General features: G+C 64.8%; 21 protein-coding genes. 7 read left to right on the forward strand and 14 right to left on the reverse strand.

Annotated elements, in window-relative coordinates:
* Nucleotides 1–3: 3 nt before the first annotated feature.
* Genes HYR72_17655 through HYR72_17665 form a run of 3 tightly spaced genes read left to right on the forward strand, consistent with a single transcriptional unit; the run spans nt 4 to nt 1,147 of the window.
* Nucleotides 4–372 carry a deiodinase gene (locus HYR72_17655; GenBank protein ID MBI1816808.1) on the forward strand — a complete coding sequence of 123 codons (369 nt, stop codon included), beginning with the start codon at nt 4–6 and terminating at the stop codon, nt 370–372.
* Between the two features lie 8 nt (nt 373–380).
* Complete coding sequence (locus HYR72_17660) at nt 381–806, forward strand: DUF3995 domain-containing protein (protein ID MBI1816809.1); 426 nt, start codon at nt 381–383, stop codon at nt 804–806.
* Complete coding sequence (locus tag HYR72_17665; GenBank protein ID MBI1816810.1) at nt 803–1,147, forward strand: type II toxin-antitoxin system Phd/YefM family antitoxin; 345 nt, start codon at nt 803–805, stop codon at nt 1,145–1,147. Before HYR72_17660 ends, HYR72_17665 begins: the two co-directional genes overlap by 4 nt.
* Before the next feature lie 424 nt (nt 1,148–1,571).
* Here the strand turns inward: HYR72_17665 and HYR72_17670 are convergent, their stop codons facing one another.
* The 3 genes from HYR72_17670 to HYR72_17680 form a co-directional block, all read right to left on the reverse strand.
* Nucleotides 1,572–2,003, reverse strand: a complete 432-nt coding sequence (locus tag HYR72_17670; GenBank protein ID MBI1816811.1) for an NUDIX domain-containing protein — start codon at nt 2,001–2,003, stop codon at nt 1,572–1,574.
* Between the two features lie 12 nt (nt 2,004–2,015).
* Nucleotides 2,016–2,780 (reverse strand): class I SAM-dependent methyltransferase, encoded by a 765-nt coding sequence (locus HYR72_17675; GenBank protein MBI1816812.1) that lies wholly within the window; start codon nt 2,778–2,780, stop codon nt 2,016–2,018.
* A 158-nt stretch (nt 2,781–2,938) separates the two neighbouring features.
* Nucleotides 2,939–3,793 (reverse strand): tetratricopeptide repeat protein, encoded by an 855-nt coding sequence (locus HYR72_17680; GenBank protein MBI1816813.1) that lies wholly within the window; start codon nt 3,791–3,793, stop codon nt 2,939–2,941.
* Nucleotides 3,794–3,902: 109 nt separating this feature from the next.
* Here HYR72_17680 and HYR72_17685 point away from each other — a divergent pair, with 109 nt between their 5' ends.
* Nucleotides 3,903–4,238, forward strand: a complete 336-nt coding sequence (locus HYR72_17685; GenBank protein MBI1816814.1) for a 4a-hydroxytetrahydrobiopterin dehydratase — start codon at nt 3,903–3,905, stop codon at nt 4,236–4,238.
* On the opposite strand, the gene HYR72_17690 is transcribed toward HYR72_17685, so the two are convergent.
* Both HYR72_17690 and HYR72_17695 read right to left on the reverse strand, forming a co-directional pair.
* A complete protein-coding gene (locus HYR72_17690) occupies nt 4,198–5,091 on the reverse strand; it encodes a nucleotidyltransferase domain-containing protein (protein MBI1816815.1) in 894 nt (297 codons plus the stop codon). The two genes, HYR72_17685 and HYR72_17690, sit on opposite strands and share 41 nt — an antisense overlap.
* Nucleotides 5,092–5,163: 72 nt before the next feature.
* Complete coding sequence (locus HYR72_17695) at nt 5,164–5,589, reverse strand: hypothetical protein (protein ID MBI1816816.1); 426 nt, start codon at nt 5,587–5,589, stop codon at nt 5,164–5,166.
* Nucleotides 5,590–5,736: 147 nt separating this feature from the next.
* Here HYR72_17695 and HYR72_17700 point away from each other — a divergent pair, with 147 nt between their 5' ends.
* Nucleotides 5,737–6,627: an MBL fold metallo-hydrolase gene (locus HYR72_17700; protein MBI1816817.1), complete on the forward strand. Its 891-nt coding sequence runs from the start codon at nt 5,737–5,739 to the stop codon at nt 6,625–6,627.
* Nucleotides 6,628–6,678: 51 nt separating this feature from the next.
* On the opposite strand, the gene hemB is transcribed toward HYR72_17700, so the two are convergent.
* From hemB to HYR72_17735, 7 genes are read right to left on the reverse strand one after another with little or no spacing between them, the layout of a single operon-like run.
* Nucleotides 6,679–7,656, reverse strand: coding sequence for a porphobilinogen synthase (gene hemB, locus HYR72_17705; protein MBI1816818.1), 978 nt, complete (start codon nt 7,654–7,656; stop codon nt 6,679–6,681).
* Nucleotides 7,657–7,660: 4 nt separating this feature from the next.
* Nucleotides 7,661–9,202, reverse strand: a complete 1,542-nt coding sequence (gene cobA, locus HYR72_17710) for a uroporphyrinogen-III C-methyltransferase (protein ID MBI1816819.1) — start codon at nt 9,200–9,202, stop codon at nt 7,661–7,663.
* Nucleotides 9,199–10,122, reverse strand: a complete 924-nt coding sequence (gene hemC / locus HYR72_17715; GenBank protein ID MBI1816820.1) for a hydroxymethylbilane synthase — start codon at nt 10,120–10,122, stop codon at nt 9,199–9,201. Before hemC ends, cobA begins: the two co-directional genes overlap by 4 nt.
* Entirely contained in the window at nt 10,119–11,408 is a 1,290-nt protein-coding gene (locus HYR72_17720) for a glutamyl-tRNA reductase (protein ID MBI1816821.1), read from the reverse strand. Before HYR72_17720 ends, hemC begins: the two co-directional genes overlap by 4 nt.
* The gene (gene ccsA / locus HYR72_17725) at nt 11,408–12,223 is read right to left on the reverse strand and encodes a cytochrome c biogenesis protein CcsA (protein ID MBI1816822.1); all 816 of its coding nucleotides are present in this window, start codon (nt 12,221–12,223) and stop codon (nt 11,408–11,410) included. Before ccsA ends, HYR72_17720 begins: the two co-directional genes overlap by 1 nt.
* Nucleotides 12,224–12,226: 3 nt before the next feature.
* On the reverse strand, nt 12,227–12,937 hold the full coding sequence (locus HYR72_17730; protein MBI1816823.1) for a bifunctional precorrin-2 dehydrogenase/sirohydrochlorin ferrochelatase: 711 nt from the start codon (nt 12,935–12,937) through the stop codon (nt 12,227–12,229).
* Nucleotides 12,938–12,991: 54 nt separating this feature from the next.
* Nucleotides 12,992–16,147 carry a hypothetical protein gene (locus HYR72_17735; GenBank protein MBI1816824.1) on the reverse strand — a complete coding sequence of 1,052 codons (3,156 nt, stop codon included), beginning with the start codon at nt 16,145–16,147 and terminating at the stop codon, nt 12,992–12,994.
* 357 nt (nt 16,148–16,504) lie between these two features.
* On the opposite strand from HYR72_17735, the gene HYR72_17740 reads away from it, so the two are divergent.
* Both HYR72_17740 and HYR72_17745 read left to right on the forward strand, forming a co-directional pair.
* The gene (locus HYR72_17740; GenBank protein ID MBI1816825.1) at nt 16,505–17,875 is read left to right on the forward strand and encodes a hypothetical protein; all 1,371 of its coding nucleotides are present in this window, start codon (nt 16,505–16,507) and stop codon (nt 17,873–17,875) included.
* A 195-nt stretch (nt 17,876–18,070) separates the two neighbouring features.
* Nucleotides 18,071–19,750, forward strand: coding sequence for a hypothetical protein (locus HYR72_17745; GenBank protein ID MBI1816826.1), 1,680 nt, complete (start codon nt 18,071–18,073; stop codon nt 19,748–19,750).
* A 74-nt stretch (nt 19,751–19,824) separates the two neighbouring features.
* On the opposite strand, the gene HYR72_17750 is transcribed toward HYR72_17745, so the two are convergent.
* Both HYR72_17750 and HYR72_17755 read right to left on the reverse strand, forming a co-directional pair.
* Nucleotides 19,825–20,940 carry a VWA domain-containing protein gene (locus HYR72_17750; protein ID MBI1816827.1) on the reverse strand — a complete coding sequence of 372 codons (1,116 nt, stop codon included), beginning with the start codon at nt 20,938–20,940 and terminating at the stop codon, nt 19,825–19,827.
* A gap of 9 nt (nt 20,941–20,949) precedes the next feature.
* Nucleotides 20,950–21,831, reverse strand: coding sequence for a MoxR family ATPase (locus tag HYR72_17755; GenBank protein MBI1816828.1), 882 nt, complete (start codon nt 21,829–21,831; stop codon nt 20,950–20,952).
* Between the last annotated feature and the right edge of the window lie 21 nt (nt 21,832–21,852).

Raw genomic sequence — 21,852 nt, forward strand, 5'->3', positions numbered from 1 at the left:
GACCTGCATCGGCGCTTCGGCGATCGCATCGCCTTCTTCGTCGTCTACATTCGCGAGGCGCATCCGACCAACGAGTGGCAAGTCGAGAGCAATGAGCAGGAGCATGTACTGTTCGAGCAACCGACCACGCTCGACCAACGAACTGACGTGGCGCAAGCCTGTGCGCTGCGTTTGGACATCTCGATCCCGACGCTCATCGACGACATGGAGAACTCAACCGATCTGAAGTACTACGCCTTGCCCGATCGCTTGTACCTGATTGATCGTGACGGACGCGTGGCCTACCGCGGCGCGCCCGGCCCGTTCGGATTCATCGCCGCCGAGTTGGAGAAAGCGATCGAGGAACTCCTCTCCGCATCGTCTCGACCGTGAGGACTCCGGTGACGCGCTTCATCGGCATTTTGACCGCTGGCGTTCTCTTCTCGCTGAGTCTTTTGCATGCGTACTGGGCCGCAGGCGGCCGATGGGGGACGGGTGTGACGATTCCGCTGCGCGACGGCAAGCCGCTGTTCGAGCCATCGCCGGCTGCAACGCTGCTCGTTGCGTTTCTACTCCTGTCTGCCGGCCTGGTGGTGTTGGGCCGACTCGGATTCTGGGGTAGCGCGCTACCGCGCTGGCTATTCGTCGCTGGAAGCTGGACGCTCGTCGCCGTCTTCATCGGCCGCGTCGTCGGCGACTTCAGGTGGTTCGGTCTATTCAAGCCGACGAGCGCGAGCGCCTTCGCCTGGTGGGATACGTGGCTCTACGTGCCGCTCTGCTTCTTCCTCGCTCTCGGGTGCCTGATCGTCGCCTTGAGCGAACGATGAAGGCAGTCGCACTGTCCGAACTCAGGTACGACCTTTCACGCTACCTGCGTCAGGCAGCGAAGGAAGAAATCGTGATCACCCGGCGCGGCAAGGCCGCCGGCATCTTGATCGGCTTCGACACCGACGATGACTGGTTCGACTACCGTCTCGAAAACGATCCGCGCTTCCTCGATCGCGCCGCTGCGGCCCGGTCCAGTCTGCGCAGCGGACGCGGTGTGCGGCTTGAGAATCTCGACGAAGGGGGCAGGTCCAGTTCCGCCGCGGCACCGGACCGCAGCCAGAGGCGCGTTTCGCCCAAGACCGCTACGTCACGTCGTGGCCCGCGGCCGGTAACTTCTTGAGTGCGCGCCAAACTCCGGCAACGACTAGGAAAGCGGAGAGGTCTGTGTATTCAAAACCAACGCTGGTCATGAACATCAAGCGAGAACATTTTGCAGCCATCCTTGCTGTTCCGAGGCGAAAGCCTGTTGAGCGGGTCGGCAAGGCACCCTTCAACTTGCGCCTGCTGAATGGCATGACGCCGCCAGTTCCCGACGCCACGGTTCGCGTCATCAGAGTCGTCCGCAATCGGCGCTCCAGACAGCTAGAGTTCTACCTTGGTCAAGTACTGAAGGTTCGCCACTGGAATCGTGCGAAAGAGCGTCCAGCCAGGTAGCGTATGTCGACACGGGCTGGCCATGCGGCGGTGAGATCGAAGGGCAAATCAAGCGAAGATCAACTCGCCACGTTCACCGTCTGTGCGGGCCCGACATTGCCACCGTGCCATCAACTTGTCGCCGCGTCCGGCAGTCGAGCCAGGAACTCACGCTGGGCTGGGATCATCAACTCGGCGGCCTTTTCGATCGAATAGAAACGGCAGACGTTGTTCTCGCTGTCGTGCGCGAGGCAGCGGCCCTGGGCGTCGATGCCGGACTCGCTCTCGGGTTCGACCGTAGCCCAGAACGCGAAGACGATCTTCCCGGATTTCTGCCGCACGTTACCCAGCGACGCTTGCAGGCGAACGCGCAGTCCGGTTTCTTCGAGCGTCTCCCGCAATGCCGTGACTTCGGCGGTTTCGTCGGACTCGACGAGTCCCTTCGGAATTCCAAACAACGGCTGCTTGAACGTCGCGCCACGCGGATGCACGAGCAATACCTGGATGCCCCGCTCGCCGCGTCGGGTCACCAGACAACCGGCAGAGATGAGGTGGCCCTTCATTCGCGCTGCTGTTCACGGTTTCCGCGCCACCACGCCGAAGATGCGGTGCGGCACCGGCAGCGGATCGGGATAGTCGCGCGCCAATAGCTCCGCAAGATCGGTGTCGAACGCGGCGATGGTCTCCGTCGGCAATGTCAGCACACCGTTGCAGGCGCGCTGCCGGCCGCGCCACGCCTCGTGAGTCATCGAGATGTCGAGGTCGAACTCGAACGTGTCGATGTGCCGTAAACCCGCCGCCGTGAGGTCATCGACGAACCCGGCCGCGCGACCGTCGCTGCCGGCGAACGGCCAGGTCGGGTTGTGTTTGAGAATTAGCGCTTCGGTGGCGGCGCCCACACCGCCTGGCTCACTCAGATACGTGAAGTACGCGATCAGCGCGAAACCGCCGCGGCGCAACAGGCGAGTGACTTCGGCCGCGGCGCGCGGGCGATCGAACCAGTGCCAGCACTGGCCCGCACACACGATCTCGAATGACTCGCCCGGTAGCCCCGTGTCTTCTGCGCCGGCTTCGACGTAACGGACGACGACGCCCGCCTCGTGATCGAGCGCCTTGGCCTGTTCGAGCATCTGCGGCGACGGATCGAGCCCGGTCGACTGACAACCGCGTAGCGCAAACCCGCGCGCCAGCGTGCCGGCCCCGGTGCCGAGATCGAGCACGTGCTGGCCAGCGACCCCGATGCCGTAGCGGCCCACGTGATTGAAGAACTGGTCCGGGAATCCCGGCCGGTGGCGGCCGTAGTCAGCGGCGGCGACGCCGAAGTCGATCAGGGGGCGCATCGTCGTGAGTCGTGAATGGTGAGGTGTGAGTCGTGAGTTGTGAATCGTGAGTCGTGAAGCGTGACGTGTGAGTGGTGAGCGTGAGTCGTGGTGCGGTTGCGATCGCTTGTGTTTCGGCTCCTCACCGATTCACGAGTCACGAGTCACGACTCCCGACTTCACCTGAACAACACGCTGGCAAGCGCCCCGCGCGAGCGGTCGACGATCTCGTTGTCGGGTCCGAGCAGTTCGTAGATGTCGAGCATCGCTTTGCGGGCGGCGTCGTCGCGGAAGCGGCGGTCGCGTTTGACGATCTCCAGATACATGTCGAGCGCTTCGTCGTAGCGCGCCGCGGCCGCCAGAACCTGCGCCAAGGTGAAGCGGCTCTCCAGATCCTTGGGGTCGGCGTTGACCTTGATGCGCAGCGTTGCCTCGTCCGCACCGCCGACTTGCTGGATGCGAATCGCCGCCGCCAACCGGTCTGCGTCGTTGCGCGCCGGTGTGCCGGGCGCCACGCGATCGAGCAGCGCCAGCGCGTCGTCGTCTTGCTGTCGATCGGCGTGGATGTGGGCGAGTCCGACCAACGCGCGATCGCAGCGCGGGTCGAGTTCAAGGGCGCGATGAAACGCGGCCTCGGATTCGTCGAGTTGCCCGGCCGCTCGCAGCACGAGGGCTTCCGCAGCGAGTGTGTCCGCCGCGCTCGGCAGCACGCGCGCGAGGAAATCGCGCACGCCGGCTTCGGGCAACGCGCCGACAAATTCGGACACCACTTGCCCGTCGCGCAGCCCGAGTACCATCGGAATGCTGTTGGCGCCGAAGCCCTGCGCCAGGCCGGGATTTTCGTCGACGTTCACCTTGGCGAGCACAAACGCTCCCGCGTGTTCTTCGGCGAGGCGTTCGAGCAGCGGCCCCAGCGTGCGGCACGGCCCGCACCATGGCGCCCAGAAGTCGATGACCACCGGCACTCGTTTCGAGCGCTCGACGACATCCGTTTCGAAACGGCTGTCCGTTGTATCGAAAACCCACTCGCTCATGCTGCGTCTCGTTGCACCTGCGGAATCTAGCTCACCAGCGCCGGAGAGAGAAGCCTGCGTTGACTCGTTCGAGCGCGCGGCATAGATCGCGAGCACGGGTGAGGTGGCCATGTCGGAACTCGCGAAGATGAACTGCGTCCCGTGCAAAGGCGGCGTGCCGCCGTTGAAGGGCGCCGAGCTGGAACCGTTGCGCGCGCAGATCGATTCGGACTGGACGGTGATCGATGAGCATCACTTGTCGCGTTTGTATCGCTTTAAGTCCTTCGCGCCGGCGCTCGAGTTCGTCAATCGCGTCGGCGCCATCGCCGAAGCGCAAAACCATCATCCCGATATCTACCTCGCGTGGGGCCGCGTGCGCATCGAGATCTGGACGCATAAGATTAACGGCTTGACCGAGAGTGACTTCATCTTCGCCGCGAAGTGCGACGCGGTGTACGCAGTCTAGCCGGCAACGGCGGCAGATCGCGTAGCGCCGCCGCGCATAGTTCCTGGCACGCGGCGACGAGTGCGCCGAGTCGAACGACCGAAGTGGTCAACGCCTCCGCTGTGCTTCCCGGCTGCGCCATCACCGCGTTGATGGTTCGCACGAAATCCGGCGGACGCTGCGGGAAGGTCTCGCTGAGCGCCACCGAGCCCTTTTCATTCATGAAGTAGCGCTCGTTGAGCGCGAACAGCGCCTGCACCAGGCAGGCGACGCAGCGGAACAAGCAACCAGCGACGTACGAGGCGTCGGCGCGCGCGGTGGCTTTGCGCGCGATCATCAGCGAGAAGTCGGCCTCGAACAGATGGCGCTCGATCACCACACGCCGCAACAGCGGCGGGTAGGTAATCGTCTGCGCCTTGAGGAGCGCCAGCGCTCCGCTCGGGTCGTGCAGCACGCGACAGTGATGCACTTCGGCCATGTACATGTGGTTGTGAAAACCGTGCGGATGGCCTGGCTGATAGTCGCACGTGTGGCGGCCGGCACGACACTGCGCGATGGTGCGCGTTACCAACTCGAGATCGCGATAGAGCCAGTCGACGTGCTGGCCCTCGATCTGCAACCACGCGCCGCCGTTGATCCACGGACCCCATTCGCCCGGCACGGTGACTGTCGCGGTTTGGCTGGTGTCGAGTTCACGCGCGAGCGCGCGCAAAGCATCGACGTCGAGCGGACGATCCGGATGGTAGTAGATCCCGAGATCGATGTCCGACTCGGCATGTGCAGTGCCGCGCGCGCGCGAACCGCCGAGTACGACGGCGACGATCCCATCGATCGCAGCGAGACGGCGGGCCACATCTTGGATCAGCGATTCCATCGTGAGTCGCGAATCACGAGTCACTAATCACGAGTCACGACTTCACGAATCACGACTTCACGAATCACGACGTCACGCTCCGAGCCAGCGGCGGTGGCGCCAGACGTAGCTCATCAGGAACGGGCCGAAGAGGAAGCAGGTGACGTTGATGAGAACTTCGGCGGCCATCTCGGGGCCGATCGACGCGTACATCCCGTTTTCGAGGTTGTAGAGCGTGTCCATCAACCCCAGGTAAATGAACGCGCTGCCGGCGGCGACGCCCCACAACACGGCGCGCGGCCGGCGGCGGCGCAGGCTGGAGGCGCAGGCGAGCGCCGCGATCGCAAGCCAGGCGTCCGCCGCAGGAAAGGCGCGCTCGAATACGGTGTAGCACGGCTCCTGCGTCGCTTGCGTCGCCCCGCTGGTGAAGAACACCACCCAGTAGAGGCCGGTGAAGGCGGCGCTCAGCCACAACAGTCTCGCTACCGTTCGCAGCCCGGCGGGTTCACTGCCTTGCATGACGCGCCGTATAGTACGCCGCTACTCAGCCGACAAACACGGCGCGCAGCGCCACGTGCGAAATGGTTTCAATTTACGTACGACCTGTGCGATAGGCTGCGCTCCACCCCGTGAACAGCGGTCGACCGTGGGCAGGAGGAGGACGCGATGCTGCGCAAGATTCTGATCGGACTTGGGGCGCTTCTCAGCGTGGTGCTCGTTGTCGTGGCGTGGGCCTGGTGGACCGTGGGGCAGATCGCTGTGCAGCGCGTTACCGATGACCTCTACATGATGACGGGTGTCGGCGGGAACGTTGGCGTGCTCGTGACCGGGAACGGCGTGGTGGTGGTCGACACGATGACTTTCGCGCGCCAGGGCGACGCCATCCGTGCCCGCATTCGTGAAATCACCGACAAGCCGGTGTCGATCGTGATCAACACCCACTACCACATGGATCACACGCACGGGAATCCGGCCTTCCCACCAGGCACCAAGGTGATCGCCACCGACAACACCCTCAAACACTTGCGCGAGCGCGATGCCGACTACTGGCGTGATGCGCCGGCGCGCGACCTGTTGCCCAACGACACGTTCGAGACCGAGCGCGAGCTGACCGTCGGCGGTAAGACGATTCGCCTGTTCCATCCCGGCCGTGGTCACACCGACGGCGACCTGGTGGTGGAGTTCGTCGCCGAGCACACGATCCACACCGGCGATCTCTACTTCAACGGCCGCTTCCCCAACATCGATCTCGACTCCGGCGGCTCGGTGAAGGAGTGGGACGCGACATTGGCGGCGGTGGCGGCGCGCGATTTCGAGCGCGTGATCCCGGGCCACGGCGATCTGTCCGACCGCGCCGGCTTGCTGCGCTTTCAGGAATTCATGCGCGCGGTGTGGAGCGGCACCAAGGCCGACGTCGATCGCGGCGGCACGCTGGCCGACGCGCAGCAAGTCGATCTCTCGCGCTTCGACATGCACACGATCTGGTTTGCGCCCTACCTCAACCAGAACTTCGTCGTGAAGCGCGCGTACGAAGAGGCAACGGGGAAGAAGCAGTAGGCAGAGGGCAGTAGGCAGAGGGGCAGTAGAAGGAGGGAGTCAGGAGTTACTCTAACGGCGCGCCAAGACGCGCGCTGCGTCCTTGGCGAAATACGTGAGGATCATGTCGGCGCCGGCGCGGCGGATGGCGATCAGGCTTTCCATCATCACGCGCTCTTCGTCGAGCCAGCCGTTTTGCGCGGCGGCTTTGATCATCGCGTACTCGCCGCTGACGTTGTACGCGGCCACTGGGTAGCCGAACTCTTGTTTCACCCGCCAGATTAGATCGAGATACGGCAACGCCGGCTTCACCATCACAATGTCGGCGCCCTCGTCGAGGTCGAGCGCGACTTCGCGCAGCGCTTCCAGCGCGTTGGGCGGGTCCATCTGATACGAGCGGCGATCGCCGAATTGCGGCGTCGACTCGGCGGCCTCGCGAAACGGTCCGTAGAATCCCGACGCAAACTTCGCCGCGTACGCCATGATCGGCACCTGATCGAAGCCTTCGTCATCGAGTAACTCGCGGATCGCGCCGACACGACCGTCCATCATATCGGACGGCGCCACCATGTCGGCGCCCGCCTTCACGTGCGACAGCGCTTCCTTCGCGAGCAGATCGAGCGTCGAGTCATTGTCGACGTCGCCTTCGACGATGATCCCGCAGTGGCCGTGATCGGTGTACTCGCACAGGCAGACGTCGGTGATGAGCAGCAAGCCGGGCACGGCTTCCTTGATCGCGCGCAAGGCTTCTTGCACCACGCCGCGCTCGCTGTAGGCGCCGGAGCCGGTCGCGTCCTTTTGTTCCGGAATGCCGAACAGGATCACCGCCGGAATGCCGAGATCGCGGATCGCCTTGCACTCCTCGACCGCGCGATCGACGGACAACTGCGCGATGCCCGGCATGCTGCCGACCGGATTGGCGACGCGCGTGCCGGGTACGATGAACAGCGGCATGATGAGATTGTCGACGCTCAGCCGCGTTTCGCGCACCATGCGGCGCAGGGTTTCGTTCTGGCGCAGTCGGCGCATCCGAAGGGCGGGGAATTCCATGAGATCACTCCAATGAACGGCTGAAATGAGAGATGATGGCCGCGGTGAACGCCGGGATCGTATACGCTGTCGGTTGAATCGCAACCGACAAGCCGGCCGCGCGCACGGTATCGGCGGTGATGGGGCCGATGCAGCCAATCGGGGTACGACCGAGCAACGCCGCGGCGTCGTGACCGAGTAAGGCGAGGAAGTTCCGCACCGTGCTCGAGCTGGTAAACGTAACCAAATCGATGGCGCCGTCGTGCAGCAGGCGGTGCAACTCGGTCATGTCGGTATGAGGGCGGACGGTTTGGTAACTCGCGACTTCCTCGACCGTCGCGCCGGCCTCGCGCAGCATGACGGGGAGGACATCGCGAGCGGCGGCGGCGCGCGCGAGGAGGATGCGTTGGCCCGCCACGCCGTTCGCGCGCATCGCCTCAGCCACGCCCTCGGCGCGAAACTCGGCCGGCATCACGTCGACGAGTAGCCCGCGTGCCGCCAATGCTTCCGCGGTCTGCGGTCCGACGGCGGCGAGGCGTGCGCGATGGAGGGCGCGTATGTCCCGCCGCAACGCCCGCAGTCGTGCGAAGAACATCTCGACGCCGTTGACGCTAGTGAACACCAGCCAATCGAACGCATCGATGTGCTCGACCGCGTCGTCGAACGGTTGCCACGACGCCGGCGGCACGATCTCGATCGTAGGGCAGGGGATGACCTCGGCACCTGCGGCCGACAGCGCTTCGATGAAGCCCGCGGCTTGTGCGCGCGGACGCGTCACCACCACGCGACGACCGAACAGCGGCTTGCGCTCGTACCAATTGAGTTGCTCGCGCAGGCGCACGACATCGCCGACCACAGCCAACGCCGGCGGTTGGAGATGCTGAGTTGTCGCGAGCCGTGCGATGGTGGCCACCGTGCCGACGACGGTGGCGTGCTCGGCTCGCGTGCCCCAGCGAATCACGGCGGCCGGCGTCGTCGGGTCGATGCCCGCTGCGAGGAGCTTGTTCATGTTGGCGTCGAGCTGGCGCGTCGTCATCAGGAATACCAGCGTGCCACCGCGCCGCGCGACCGCGTCCCAGTGCACGGCCATCTCGGGTTTGTCAGGGTATTCGTAGCCGGTGAGAATGGTGACGCTGGAGGCCATCTCGCGATGGGTCAGCGGAATGCCGGCATACGCGGGAACGGCGATGGCGGCGCTGACGCCGGGCACGACTTCGAAGGCGATCCCGGCAGCGGCCAGCGCCTCGGCTTCCTCACCGCCACGACCGAACAAGAACGGATCGCCGCCCTTGAGTCGCACGACGGTACGCCCGGCGCGAGCATGCGCAATCAGCATCTGGTTAAGATACGCTTGCTCGACGCGCGTGCCGCCGCCGTGTTTGCCGGCGAGAACGCGCTCTGCCGTCGGCGGCGCGTAGTCAAGCAAGCCGGGATTGGCAAGGTAGTCGTAGATGACGACGTCGGCGCGTTCGAGGCAGCGGCGGCCGGTGAGCGTCAGCAATCCGGGATCGCCCGGTCCCGCGCCGACCAGATAGACGATGCCCGGCGATGTGGCCTGGGAACTCATGCGTTGGTCTGGAGCGCGCGGAGGATGTCGGCGCCGCCGCGTGCCAGCAGTTCGTCGGCGAGCGCGACACCGAGTGCGGCGGCTTCCCTGGTTGTGCCCCGGCGCTCGCTGCGCAACACGCGCTCGCCATCCGGGCTGGCGATCATCGCGGCGAGGTGAAGTTGATCACCGTCGATCGTGGCGTATGCGGCAAGCGGAGTGTGGCAGCTGCCGCCGATGTGCCGCAGGAACGCACGCTCCGCGTCGGTAGCGATGCGTGTCGAAGCATGATCGAGCGCGGCAACCTCGTCGGGCACGTCATCGGCACGCGTCTCGATGGCGAGTGCACCTTGACCGACTGCGGGAACGAAGAGCCGTGGGTCGAGCGGCTGCGCATCCGCCCGCGTCAGCCCGAGGCGCTGCAAGCCGGCCGCGGCGAGGATGATCGCGTCGAACTCGCCCGCGTCGAATTTACGCAGCCGGGTGTCGACGTTGCCGCGCAACGATACGACGTCGAGGGTCGGGTGCAACGCGTGAATGAGTGCCATGCGGCGCAAGCTGCTGGTGCCGACTCGCGCACCGGCGGGCAGCGCAGCGAGGGGTGCGCCGCCGCGCGTGAGTGCGACGTCGCGCGCGTCGGCACGTGCCGGTACAGCGGCGATGGTGAGTCCGGGAGCCAACTCGCCCGGCAAGTCCTTCATCGAGTGGACCGCGCAATCGATGCGGCGATCGCGCAATGCCTCTTCGATTTCCTTCACGAACAGGCCCTTCCCGCCGATGCTCGACAGTGAGCGGTCGACGAATCGATCGCCCGAGGTGGTGATCGTCACCAGCTTTGCCGTCGGTCGCGATGTGTGCGATTCGATCGCCTGTTGCGTCCAGCGCGCCTGCGCGAGCGCGAGGGCGCTGCCGCGTGTGCCGATGCGGAGGAAGTAGTTCACTTGTCGTCCTTGTTTTCCGGATCGCCGAGGTCGAAGAGGCGGCGCGCGGCGTCGATGTAGAACATCTCCGACTCAGCGTCGGGGCGCTTGAGATGTGTGACGGGTGCGTGAAGGATCTTGTTGATGATGGCGGAGGTCAGGGCGTCGATGGCCTCGCGCTGGCGCGGGGTAAGGTCCTTCAGCGCCGACACGGTCTTCTCGACCTCGCGGCGACGGATGTCTTCGACCCGCTCGCGCAACGCGACGATGGTGGGCTTGGCGTCGAGGCGCGTGAGCCATTCCCAGAAGCCGGTGACCTCGGCTTCGACGATCAGCTCGGCCTTGCCGGCTTCGCGTTGGCGCTCGGCGAGATTGTCCTCGCTGATGTCGCCGAGGTCGTCGATGTCGTAGAGGTAGACGTTGTCGATGTCGTTGATGGCCGGATCGAACGAACGCGGCACGCTCAGATCGATGAGGAACATGCCGCGCTGCTTGCGCTCGCGCAAGGCCTCGTGGATCAGCGCCGGTGTCAGGACGTGCTGCGGCGCCGCGGTCGAACCAATGACGACGTCGGCCAGGTGCAAGTAGCGCGGAAAATGTTCGAACGGCACCGGTGTCCCGCCGAACTCGCGCGCCAGCTCGACGGCGCGGTCGAACGTGCGGTTGGTGACGATCAAAGTGCCAACCCCAGCGGAGAGCAGGTGACGCGCGGCCAGCTCGCTCATCTCGCCGGCGCCGATCAACATCGCGGACTTGTCTTCGAGGCGATCGAAGATATTGCGGGCGAGTTCGACGGCGGCGGAGCTGACCGACACGGCCTTGCTGGCGATGCCGGTTTCGGTGCGGATGCGCTTGGCGGTCGAGAACGACTTGTGAAAACAGCGGTGCAAGACGGTCTGCACCGCGCCGAGCGCGGCCGCGCGCGCGTAGAACTCCTTGAGTTGACCGAGGATCTGCGGTTCGCCGACGACCATCGAATCGAGGCTGGCGGCGACGCGAAACAGGTGCTGCACCGCGGCGCGCCCTTGATAGCGGTAGAGGTGTTGCTCGATGTGGTCGCGCGGCATGCGCTGTTCCTCGGCGAGGAACGCGGCGATGCCGTCCAACGCGGCGGACGCATCGTCGGCGTAGGCGACGACCTCGACTCGATTGCAGGTACACAGCAGCACGGCTTCCTTGATCGGTCCGAGCGCGAGTAGACGGCGATGGGCGTCGTCGAGCTGACCGTCGGCCAGCGCCAGCCGTTCGCGGATCTCCACCGGCGCGCTGCGATGATTCACGCCGACAATGACAATGTCCTGCGCCATTATCCCAATGCGCTGTGACGGCCGGTGAAGAGCAGATTGACGCTCAGAAACGAGACGATCAGCAACGCGAAGCCGACGATCGTGAGCGTTGCGGCGCGCCGACCGCGCCAGCCGACCAAGCGCGTGTGCAGCAGCACGGCGTAGAGGAGCCAGGTGATCAAGGAGCAGAGCTGAACCGGCTCCCATGACCAGAACGCACCCCAGCGCTCGCGCGCAAGCACGGAGCCAGTGATGATGCCGACGGTGAACAACGTGAAGCCCCAGGTGACGAAGCGGTAGTTGAGTTCGTCGAGCGTTTCGAGCGATGGCAAGCGGCGGCGCAAATCGCTGCGACGCTTGGTCTTGAGCTGCTGGTCTTGCAAAAGGTAGATAAGGCTGACGCACGAGGCGACGGCGAAGATCGCGTAGCCGAGGAACGCCGGCGCGATGTGCGCCGGCAGCCATAAGTTGTGCATGTCGCGCGGGAACTCGCGATTGCCGCTGTAGAACACGTAGGCGGACAGCACGAACAGGAACGCGAGCGGGCTGATCAGTGATCCCAAAACCGTGAGCGGGTAGCGGCGTTGCATCCACAAGTACATCCCGACGATCAAGCACGCGAACAGTGAGAGCTGGTCGTGAAATGAGGTCACGGCCAGTGCACCTGAAACGATCGAGCGAGCGGTGATGGCCAGGGCGTCGACGACGAACGCGCCCGCCAATGCCGCCAGCGCCAGCCGGCGGACGAGATCCCGCCCGCTCAGCAGGTGGGTGACGAATCCAACCGTGGCGGCCAGATACAGCACGAGGGCTAGGATCAACAGTAGCAGTTCCATTACTCAACCATTTGAACCCGAAGGCGATGCCGAACCCGAAGCCGATGCCTGAGATTCCTGCAGTCCGAGACTCGCCACGGAGGCGCCGTCGCCGACCGTGGTCTGTAAGAGTTGATCCACCTGCGCGGCGTCGCCGGCGCGCAGCAGATCGAGCAAATCCGACCGCACCAGCGCGGTCAGGATATCCCGTCGTTCCTCCGTGGCGCGTTGTTCACTCTGGAGTCGTTGCCGCACGGCGCGCAGGATCGCGAGCGCCTGCTCGTACTCTGGCCCGAGCAGAGTCGCAAACTCTTCGCGCAATCGCTTGGCGAGCGCGGGACTGGCGCCGCTGGTCGAAATGGCCACCGTGAGATCACCGCGGGCGACGACCGCCGGCACGATGAACGAGCACAGCTGCGGCCGATCGACCACGTTCAGCAACACGCCCGCCGCGTCGGCGTCGCGCGCGATGATCGCGTGGAGCGCCTCATCGTTGGTCGCCGCGAACGCGAGTTGAAACCCGTCGAGGTCCCCTGCGCGATACTGGCGGGCGTAGTGCACGAAGCGCTGCGCGGCCGCCGCGGCGGTCAAGCTAGGTGTGAGGGTCGAGCTAATGATGGTGACGCGAGCCCTCGCTTTCAGTAGCGAGAGAACTTTGCGCGCCGCGACCTCGCCGCCCCCAATGACCAGGCAGGGCCGACCCTCTACCCGCAGACAAATCGGGTAGTACTGCATAGCGCGGAAATCCTAGCACAGGGCTTCCGCAGCGGAAACGAAGCGTGCGTGTTCCTATGGCTGCCCGGTTGGGGTGCGGGTCGGGATCAGGGTCAACGTGGCGGTCCGCGTCGCGGTGGGTACGCGCGTGTTGGTGGCCGTTGGGGTGCGCGTGGGGGTCCGCGTGCTCGTGGCCGTCGGAGTCGAGGTTGGCGTTCGCGTGGGTGTCCGAGTCGGCGTCACTGTCGGTGTCCGCGTCGGTGTGCGTGTCGGCGTTGCCGTCGGTGTCCGCGTTGGTGTCCGCGTAGGGGTCCGGGTCGGGGTCACTGTGGGTGTGGAAGTGGAGGTCGGGGTCCGCGACGGCGTTCGCGTCGAAGTGTGAGTTGGCGTACGAGATGGTGTTCGCGTCGCGGTCGGTGTTGGGGTGGATGTTCGCGTCGGGGTCGACGTGCGAGTGGGAGTGCTCGTCGGGGTGCGCGTCAATGTCCGCGTCGAGGTACGGGTTGGCGTACTCGTCGGCGTCCGTGTCGCGGTCCGCGACGGTGTCGACGTCGGTGTCCGAGTCAGTGTGCGGGTGGGCGTCACGGTACGGGAAAATGTTGCGGTGGGGGTCGGCGTTGCGGTCTTGCTGGCAGTGAACACGTGGGTTGGTGAATGAGTCGGAGTTGGAGTCGGTACCTTGGTGTTGGTGGAGACGAGCGTCGCGGTGAGTGTACGGGTCGCGGTCGTCGTTGGCGTTTCAGTCGGGGTCGCGGTGTCCGTTGGCGTCACGGTGTCGGTTGGCGTCACGGTGTCGGTTGGAGTGCTGCTGGGCGTGCGCGACGCGGTCGTCGTTGGTGACGCCGTGTGAGTGCGCGTGGAAGTTGTGGTGGCGGTTGGACTCGCCGTGTTGGTCGCGGTCTTGGTAACGGTCGCCGACGGTGTGTTGGTGACCGTCGCGGTCGCGGTGGCGGTCTTGGTTGACGTGGCCGACGGCGGCGGTGGCGTCGGGGTGCTGGTGGCGGTCGGGCTTGCCGTGGGTGCGACAAAGCCCGTCGCGGTAGGCAGCGGCTCGCTGCCGGCGAAGACTTCGCGCACGCGCCCGGCTGTGGTGTCACTGATCAGAAGATTGCCGTTGGCGGTGGCAAAGATGCTCCCGGCCGAGTTGAAGGTGGCGGCGGCAAGACTGCCGAGGTCTCCGAGATTGTCGATGGGGTTACCGCCTTCGCCATCGAGTTGACCGGTGACCAAGCCGTTGCCGCCCAGGGTCGAGAGCCAACCAACGCTCAGCATGCGGATGCGGCGGTTACCTTGGTCGGTGATGTACAGGACGCCATCGCCGAATGAGATGCCGGCCGGAACGCTGAGCGACACGCCGGTTGCTGTGCCGTCGCCATTGAACTCGGGAATGCCCGTGCCGGCGATGGTGTGCATGATCCCCAAGGTATCGCGCATGCGAAGACGGTGCGCGCCGATGTCCGAGATGAACAGATTGCCCGCCGCGTCGCGGGCGAGCTCAGTCGGATAGTTCAACGTCGCCAACAGGGCCGATCCGAGGTCGCCGAGGTCGTCGTCGGGGTTGCCGCCTTGGCCATCGATCGAGCCGCTGGCGATTCCGGTGGCAACGTAGGCGTTGATGTAACCATCGACATTGATCACGCGCACACGGCGCGCATCGACGAGGTAGATCTGATTCTGCGCATCGACGTGGATTCCCAACGGAGCGATCAGGGAGGCGTTGATGGCGAGGCCGCCATCACCCAGGCCGGTTCCGTCACCGTTACCGGCGACCGTGGTGATGATCTTACTCTGCGCGTCGACGCGGCGAATCCGCAGGTTACCGGCGTCGCTGATGTAGAGATTGCCCGCCGAGTCGAGAGCCAGTTTGCGCGGAGACTTCAGCATGGCGCTGAGCGCCGGCTGGTTGTCGCCGTTGTATCCGGCGGCGCCGGTCCCGGCGTAGGTGTCGATGATGCCGCCGGAGTTGATGATCCGCACGCGATGCGAGTTGGTGTCGGCTATGTAGGTATTGCCCGCGCTGTCGCGCACGGCACTCGATGGATTGGCAAGTTTGCCCACCGGCGCTGGCCAACCGTCGCCGTTGAAGGTGGCGGCGACGCCGGCCAGGGTGTCGATCGCGCCGCCCGCGACGGCGACGATGCGCACACGGCTGTTGTCGCGATCCGCGATCAGCACGTCGCCGCCACTGTTCACCGCGACGCCGGACGGATTGTTGAGGGTGGCGGTGATGGCCGAAATCTGATCGCCGTTGTAGCCGGCCGTCCCGGTGCCGGCGACGGTGTAAATTTTTCCCGCGCTGATCTTGCGCACGCGATGGTTCGACTGATCGGCGATGAAGAGATTGCCCTGCCCGTCTTTCCACGCCGCGTTTGGTTTGTTGAGCATCGCCGAGGTGGCGACCGTTCCGTCGACGCTGAAGCCCGCAGTACCGTTGCCGGCAACCGTGTGAATGATCCCCGCCGTATCGACGGAGCGGACGCGGTGGTTGAAGAGGTCGGCGATATAGTAGACGCCACTGCTGTCGGCCCACACACTCAGCGGAAAGCGAAACTGGGCGGAGAGCGCGTTGCCGTTGTCTCCGAAGTAGCCGTAGGTTCCCGATCCCGCTACGGTGGAAACCAATCCGGTGCCGAAATCGAGGTAGCGAATGCGGGTATTCGATGGATCGGCGATCAGCACGTTGCGGAAGCGATCCACCGCGACTCCCTTTGGCCATTGGAACCGCGCCGACAACGCCGCCCCGTCGAGGTAACCCGAGGTGCCGGAGCCAGCCACCGTCGTGATGATTCCGCTGATGTCGACCTTGCGGATGCGATGGTTCTTCTGATCGCAGATGTAAACGTTGCCGAGATCATCGGCGGCGGCGCTGGTTGGCTCCCAGAGTTGCGCGAGGGTAGCGGGTCCGCCGTCGCCGGCGAAGCCGGCCCCGCCGGCCCCGGCAAGGGTTGTGATGACGCCGCTTTGCGCGTCGATGCGACGGATGCGATTGGCGACCGATTCGGCGATGTAGATGGTGCCGTCGGGCCCGACGCTGACCGCGTCGGGGTGCACCGTTCCGACGATTGCCGAATAGCCGTCACCGTTGCCACCGCCGGTGATCGTATCGATCGCATTGTCGGAAGTGACGGCAAGCGCAGAATCGGGCGGCGCGCACGTCAAGACCCACAGCGTCCATACGGACACCGCGGCCAGCCACTGACGCCGCGCACGAAAACCTGGACCGATGATCACGTCAGCTCAAAACGAGCAGCGACTATGCCAGGGATTCGGTCTGTTGGAATGACACGACGCAACCGCAGCACTCACCACTTCTCCGCCCCAAGGCCACGTCATCAAAATGCCGGGCCCGCACAAAACTGAATCCGCTGTCTATCATGCTGTCTCGGGGTTTGACAACGAAGAAAATACTGAGACACATCCAGAGGCCTTGAGCGACAGCCCCGGATAGCCTCGGAGAGTGCCCGCTGCCCATTTGCGCTTGACATCGCAGGGGTATTGGAAGTATCTGAGAGCGCGCCGCTATCAGGCTGTGCGGGCAACCGACAGGACGAGCGACATGATGAGCCGGATGGTCAAGGAGGACGCGGTATGAAGCTTCGGGGATGGGCAGTCATCGGGGCGGTGGTGGCGAGTACAGCAGCCGGTTCGCTATCTCCGGCAGTTGCCGCATTGGTGCAGCAGCAATTCTTTCTCTCGAACAACAATAAACTGTACTACGTCCTGCGCAGCGACCCGTCCGGTGGCGGCATCGGCATTCAAGTCACCAGCTTGATGATGACGAGCGGAACCGCGAATTCGTTGAACGAGACCTTCAATTCTGCGCTCATCAACCCGACGCCGACGCCGAACGGCGACGCTGTCTTGACCTCGGTCTCGCTCGCCTCGAGCGGCATGACCCTACCCAATGGTGTGCTGAGCAGCATCAAGCGCACCGACATCACCACCACAACGGCTGGGTCGTTCACCTTCGATCCGGCGGCCAATGGGGGTAACGGCTTGCTTACGCTGCCTGACGGAGCGCAGCAGGTAACGTTTACCGGCGCGTCCGGTCTCACGCTGACCCAGATCACTACGTCTGGCGGCTCTGGAGTGACGTTCGTGCCCGCGGCCGCGACCACGACGATCAGCCGACGCCTGGGTGGCACGACGTCCTCGGGTGTCTTGGCCATCGTGTTCCCCAATCCGGCGGGGGCGGTCGTGACATCGGCCGCCGCTACCTGCGGGGGTGGCGCGTGTGCTGCTGGGATCCCCTGCGATCCGGCCAACGGCCCGATTGGACCGACTGATTTGGATGATGGAGGCGCGTGTGGCGCCTGCGGCGGCACCTGCTCCAATCTCGGCGGCGAGATGGCGGGCCAGAACGTAACTCTCGATGATACCAAGGGCAGCCGCATCGGTAATCCCGCGAGCCAGGCAGCGGTCATCGACGGATTCTTGCTCCACAACACGACCGACACCATCATCTTGGTTGTGGACAGCGCGACTACTCCAAGCTTCGGATTGAGCGCGTCTGGATTCGGAGTCGATGCCGAAACGCTTGACAGCCGTAACGTCACGGCGAGCACGGGCGACGCCGACAACTCTTCGGTCAACACGCCGACCGTGACACCCACGAACACGCCGACTCAGACCCCCACCGCGACCCCGACGCAGACGCCGACACAGACGCAGACGCGCACGCCGACCGCGACGCCGACGAACACACCGACGCGCACGCCGACCAACACGCCGACAGTAACACCGACCGCGACCCCGACGTTTACGCCGACCGCGACGCCGACGTTGACGCCGACGCGAACACCGACGGTGACCCCGACACTCACACCGCCACCGACCAGTACGCGTCCGCCGATCCCAGTGGTGCCGTCACCGACAGCACCGGCTGGTCTGGCGCTCATCGCCGGCCTCGGCATCGCCATCGCGCTCTCGTTGCGCCGCCTCAGTCGCGTCGGTCGCTGAGAGCGAGTTAATTGACTGACCAAGAGGGCTCCCTAGTGGGAGCCCTCTTGCGTTTCGTCACGGGCTGCACACCGGTTCGGTGCTCGCTTCAGGGGATTTTCACTTGACAACCTCTAGACTTAAACGTAAGACGGTGCGCGTGCGCAGGCCCATTAGGCTTGCGTGCTTCGTGGCGGGCGGGAACCGGGAGGGTTCATGACGAAGCTCCGGCAGCGGCTGACGATCGGTCTGGTAGCGGTGATGGTGGTCGCTGGTCTGTCTTCCCGCGCGTTTGCCGCTCTGATGAGTCAGGAGTTCTTCATCTCCAATAACAATAAGCTGTACTACGTCCTGAGCGTGAATAATTCTGGTTCCGGCTCTGCGGTACAGGTGACGAGCCTGATGATCACGAGCGGCACCTCCAACTCGCTGAACGAGACTTTCAATTCCGCGCTGCCTGACCCAGAGCTGACATCGGTCTCGTTAGCCTCTAGCGGAATCACCCTTCCGAACGGCGTCTTGAGCAATATCAAGCGCACCGATATTCTCCCGCTGATCACGACCTCTGCATCGCCGACGTTTGACCCTACAGCCAACGGCGGCGACGGTTTGCTGACGTTGCCGGACGGCATTACCCAGGTAACCTTCAGCGGCGCCTCCGGTGCCTCGCTGCTGCCGATCACGACCGCAACCAGCTCCGGCGCGCAATCGATCCCGCTGGCCGCGACGACCACGCTGTCGCGTCGTCTCGGCGGCACCACGTCGTCGGGTGTGCTGTCGATCGTGTTTCCTAATCCGGCAGGAACTCCGATGTTGTCCGACGGTGCGACCTGTGGCGCCCCGTGCCCGAGCGGCATCGTCTGCGATCCCGCCAACGCCGGATCGGATGCGGTTGCGTGTGGGGGCTGTGGCGGTGCCTGTACGAACCTTGGCGGCGAGGCGACCGGTCAGAACGTTACGCTCGACGACACCAAGGGAACCCGCGTCGGTAACCCCGTGAGCCAGGTGGGTGTGGTTGACGGCCTTCTGCTGCGCGTAACGGCCTCGACGAGCGATTTCATTGTGTTCCTGGTTGCTGACGGCTCGCCCAGTTTTGGTTTGAGCGCGTCGGGATTCTCGGTGGACGGCGACATGACCTACACCGTCGCCTCGCGCATTGTGCAAGCCAGTACCGGTGACGCGGACAATTCGAACTTCAACACACCAACGGTGACCCCGACCAATACGCCGACCAATACACCGACGCAGACGCCGACCGCGACCCCGACGGCGACCCCGACGAGTACCCCGACCAATACCCCGACGGCGACGCCGACGCATACACCGACGAATACTCCCACGGCGACACCGACGTTCACGCCGACGAATACCCCGACCCTGACCCCGACTCAGACGCCGACGCGCACGCCGACGAACACACCCACGGCGACGCCGACGTTCACGCCGACGAACACCCCGACGCAGACGCCGACGCATACACCGACGAACACGCCGACCGAGACCCCGACACAGACACCGACGCGGACCCCGACCAACACGCCGACCGTGACGCCGACGTTCACGCCGACGAATACGCCGACGAATACGCCGACGCACACACCGACGCGGACACCGACGAACACGCCAACCGCGACGCCAACGTTCACGCCGACCAACACGCCGACCCTGACGCCGACGCAGACGCCGACGAATACGCCGACGTTCACGCCGACCGAGACGCCGACGATCACGCCGACGGCGACGCCGACCCTGACGCCAAGTCCAACGCGTACCCGCCCGCCGATCCCTGTGGTTTCATCGCCGACCGCCCCCAGCGGCCTGCTGCTGATCTCGCTGCTTGGTATCGCGATGGCGTGGGCGCTCACGCGCGGTATGCGATTCCGTACCCGCGACTAAGTCGCCTGAGTTCAAACGTGTGAGGAACGGGGAGAGCGAGGATCGCTCTCCCCGTTTTGCTTTGGAGGCATCGCTTACAGCAAAGCCGACTTCATCGCCGCGGTCAGTTCACGCAAGTTCGTTGCGGCGAGGACGGCATTGCAATGGCGAGTGTAGCTCGCCAGCACGCTGTCGCCGGTATTCCAGCGACCAAGGCCTTCAGGATTGAGCCAGATCACGCGACGCACGCGGGCGTGCACGCGCGCCAGTACGTCGGCCCGCGGCGGACGACGGTTGTTGCGCGCGTCGCCGAGAATCAGCACGACGGTGTTGCGCGTGAACGCGGCTTCGCATTGGTCCCATAGTTGGCGCAAGACGTTGCCGAAGTCGGAGCGAGCTGCGAGGTCCAGTGGCTGGTGCGGAATCACGTGGCCGCGTTCGAACGAAATCTCCACCAAGCGGTCGACGTATCCGAATAGTCGCACGCGACGAAAGAAATGCGCGGCGGGCGCGAGCAGGGCGAGGCAGAAATCAGCGGCGGTTGCGGTGGAGTGGGAGAGGTCGCACAGTGCGATCAAGTCGATCTTGCCGGGGCGACGTTGGCGGAAGATCGGATCGATCGGTACGCCGCCAGTAGCGAGCGACGCGCGAATCGTACGGCGAAAATCCACTCGTCCGCGGTTTGCTCGCGTGAGCCGGCGGCTCAGGTGCGCGTGGAGCCGACGCGACAACTCCTCGACGAGCAGCGCGGCTTCCTCGGCCACGCGCGACTCCATCGATTCGAACGCGGTGACGAGCACCTCGCGTCGCCGCGCGAGGCGTGCCGCGGCGGCTTGCTCGCGTTGCCGCTGCTCGCGTTCGCGGTCTGCGGTGTCGCGCGCGGCGGATTTCGATGACTGCGGTTCCTCGGATTGCCGATCACTCGCCGCAGCCTGCCCCAGGCCGCGGCCGATGCCTTCGCCGATCGGCTGCGCGTGCTCGCCTTTGCCGCGGACTCGTCCGGGCGCGGCGAAGAAGCGATCGAACAACGCATCGAACGCCGGCCGATCGGCCGCGTCCTTTACCAACGTCGCCGCCAGCGCGGCGCGCAGGTGATGGCGCTCGGTGGGCACGGCGCTCGCCGCGGCGAGCGCGTCGAGGCTTTCCGCCACACTGGCGCGCACGCCGGCGGCGCGCAGTTGATCGATGAATTCGCTGAGGCGCGTTTGCACGGTGCGAGGTCAGTCGATGCGACTGGTCGATTTGAGCAGCGCACCGGTCTTGCTTTCGACCTTGCGCAGATCCTCTTCATGCTTGAGGACGAGGTTCAGCGTCTGTCGCACACCGGCGGCGTCCAGTTCCTTGATACCCAACGCGCGCAGCGCGCGTGCCCAATCGAGCGTCTCGGCGATGCTCGGCGCTTTGCGCAGATCGAGCTTGCGCAGGCTATTGACGAAGCGCGCCACCTGTTCACGCAGCTTGTCGTCGAGATCCGGGACTTTGAGGCGAATGATCTCGCGCTCGACCTCGATGCCGGGAAAATCGAGATAGAGATACAGACAGCGCCGCTTGAGTGCTTCGGACAACTCGCGGGCGCGGTTTGAAGTGAGCACGACCGCAGGCCGATTCACTGCGGTGACGGTGCCGAGTTCGGGAATACTGACCTGGAAGTCGCTCAGCACCTCCAGCAGGAACGCTTCGAACTCTTCGTCGGCTTTGTCGATCTCGTCGATGAGCAGCACCACTTTGCGGGGTGCGGCGATCGCTCGCAGCAGCGGTCGTTCGAGCAGATAGTCACGGGAGAAGATGTGCGAGGTCACGTCTTCCCACGAGCGGTCTTGCTCGCGGTCGGCTTGAATGCGCAGCAGCTGCTTCTGGTAGTTCCACTCGTAGAGCGCCTTCGCTTCGTCGAGTCCTTCATAGCACTGCAAGCGGATCAGATCGGTGTGCAGGATCTCTGCGAGCACTTTGCCGATCTCGGTCTTGCCGGCGCCGGCGGGACCCTCGATGAGCAGTGGCTTCTCGAGCACCAGCAACAGGTACAGCGTGGTCTCCACCGCCGGTATCGTCAGGTAGCGGGCGCGTCGTAAGCCATCCTGGATCAACTCTGGCGTAATCTGCACGAGTGGAACTGTGCGGCTTTT

Source organism: Deltaproteobacteria bacterium (assembly GCA_016178705.1).
Taxonomy (GTDB): domain Bacteria; phylum Desulfobacterota; class Binatia; order HRBIN30; family JACQVA1; genus JACOST01.

What these genes read in the sequence shown, in the direction of transcription:
- HYR72_17665 (MBI1816810.1), top strand. Translation starts at nt 803, where the DNA reads ATGAAGGCAGTCGCACTGTCCGAACTCAGGTACGACCTTTCACGCTAC.
- HYR72_17670 (MBI1816811.1), bottom strand. Translation starts at nt 2,003, where the DNA reads ATGAAGGGCCACCTCATCTCTGCCGGTTGTCTGGTGACCCGACGCGGC.
- HYR72_17675 (MBI1816812.1), bottom strand. Translation starts at nt 2,780, where the DNA reads ATGCGCCCCCTGATCGACTTCGGCGTCGCCGCCGCTGACTACGGCCGC.
- HYR72_17680 (MBI1816813.1), bottom strand. Translation starts at nt 3,793, where the DNA reads ATGAGCGAGTGGGTTTTCGATACAACGGACAGCCGTTTCGAAACGGAT.
- HYR72_17685 (MBI1816814.1), top strand. Translation starts at nt 3,903, where the DNA reads ATGTCGGAACTCGCGAAGATGAACTGCGTCCCGTGCAAAGGCGGCGTG.
- HYR72_17690 (MBI1816815.1), bottom strand. Translation starts at nt 5,091, where the DNA reads ATGGAATCGCTGATCCAAGATGTGGCCCGCCGTCTCGCTGCGATCGAT.
- HYR72_17695 (MBI1816816.1), bottom strand. Translation starts at nt 5,589, where the DNA reads ATGCAAGGCAGTGAACCCGCCGGGCTGCGAACGGTAGCGAGACTGTTG.
- HYR72_17700 (MBI1816817.1), top strand. Translation starts at nt 5,737, where the DNA reads ATGCTGCGCAAGATTCTGATCGGACTTGGGGCGCTTCTCAGCGTGGTG.
- hemB (MBI1816818.1), bottom strand. Translation starts at nt 7,656, where the DNA reads ATGGAATTCCCCGCCCTTCGGATGCGCCGACTGCGCCAGAACGAAACC.
- cobA (MBI1816819.1), bottom strand. Translation starts at nt 9,202, where the DNA reads ATGAGTTCCCAGGCCACATCGCCGGGCATCGTCTATCTGGTCGGCGCG.
- HYR72_17720 (MBI1816821.1), bottom strand. Translation starts at nt 11,408, where the DNA reads ATGGCGCAGGACATTGTCATTGTCGGCGTGAATCATCGCAGCGCGCCG.
- ccsA (MBI1816822.1), bottom strand. Translation starts at nt 12,223, where the DNA reads ATGGAACTGCTACTGTTGATCCTAGCCCTCGTGCTGTATCTGGCCGCC.
- HYR72_17730 (MBI1816823.1), bottom strand. Translation starts at nt 12,937, where the DNA reads ATGCAGTACTACCCGATTTGTCTGCGGGTAGAGGGTCGGCCCTGCCTG.
- HYR72_17740 (MBI1816825.1), top strand. Translation starts at nt 16,505, where the DNA reads ATGAAGCTTCGGGGATGGGCAGTCATCGGGGCGGTGGTGGCGAGTACA.
- HYR72_17745 (MBI1816826.1), top strand. Translation starts at nt 18,071, where the DNA reads ATGACGAAGCTCCGGCAGCGGCTGACGATCGGTCTGGTAGCGGTGATG.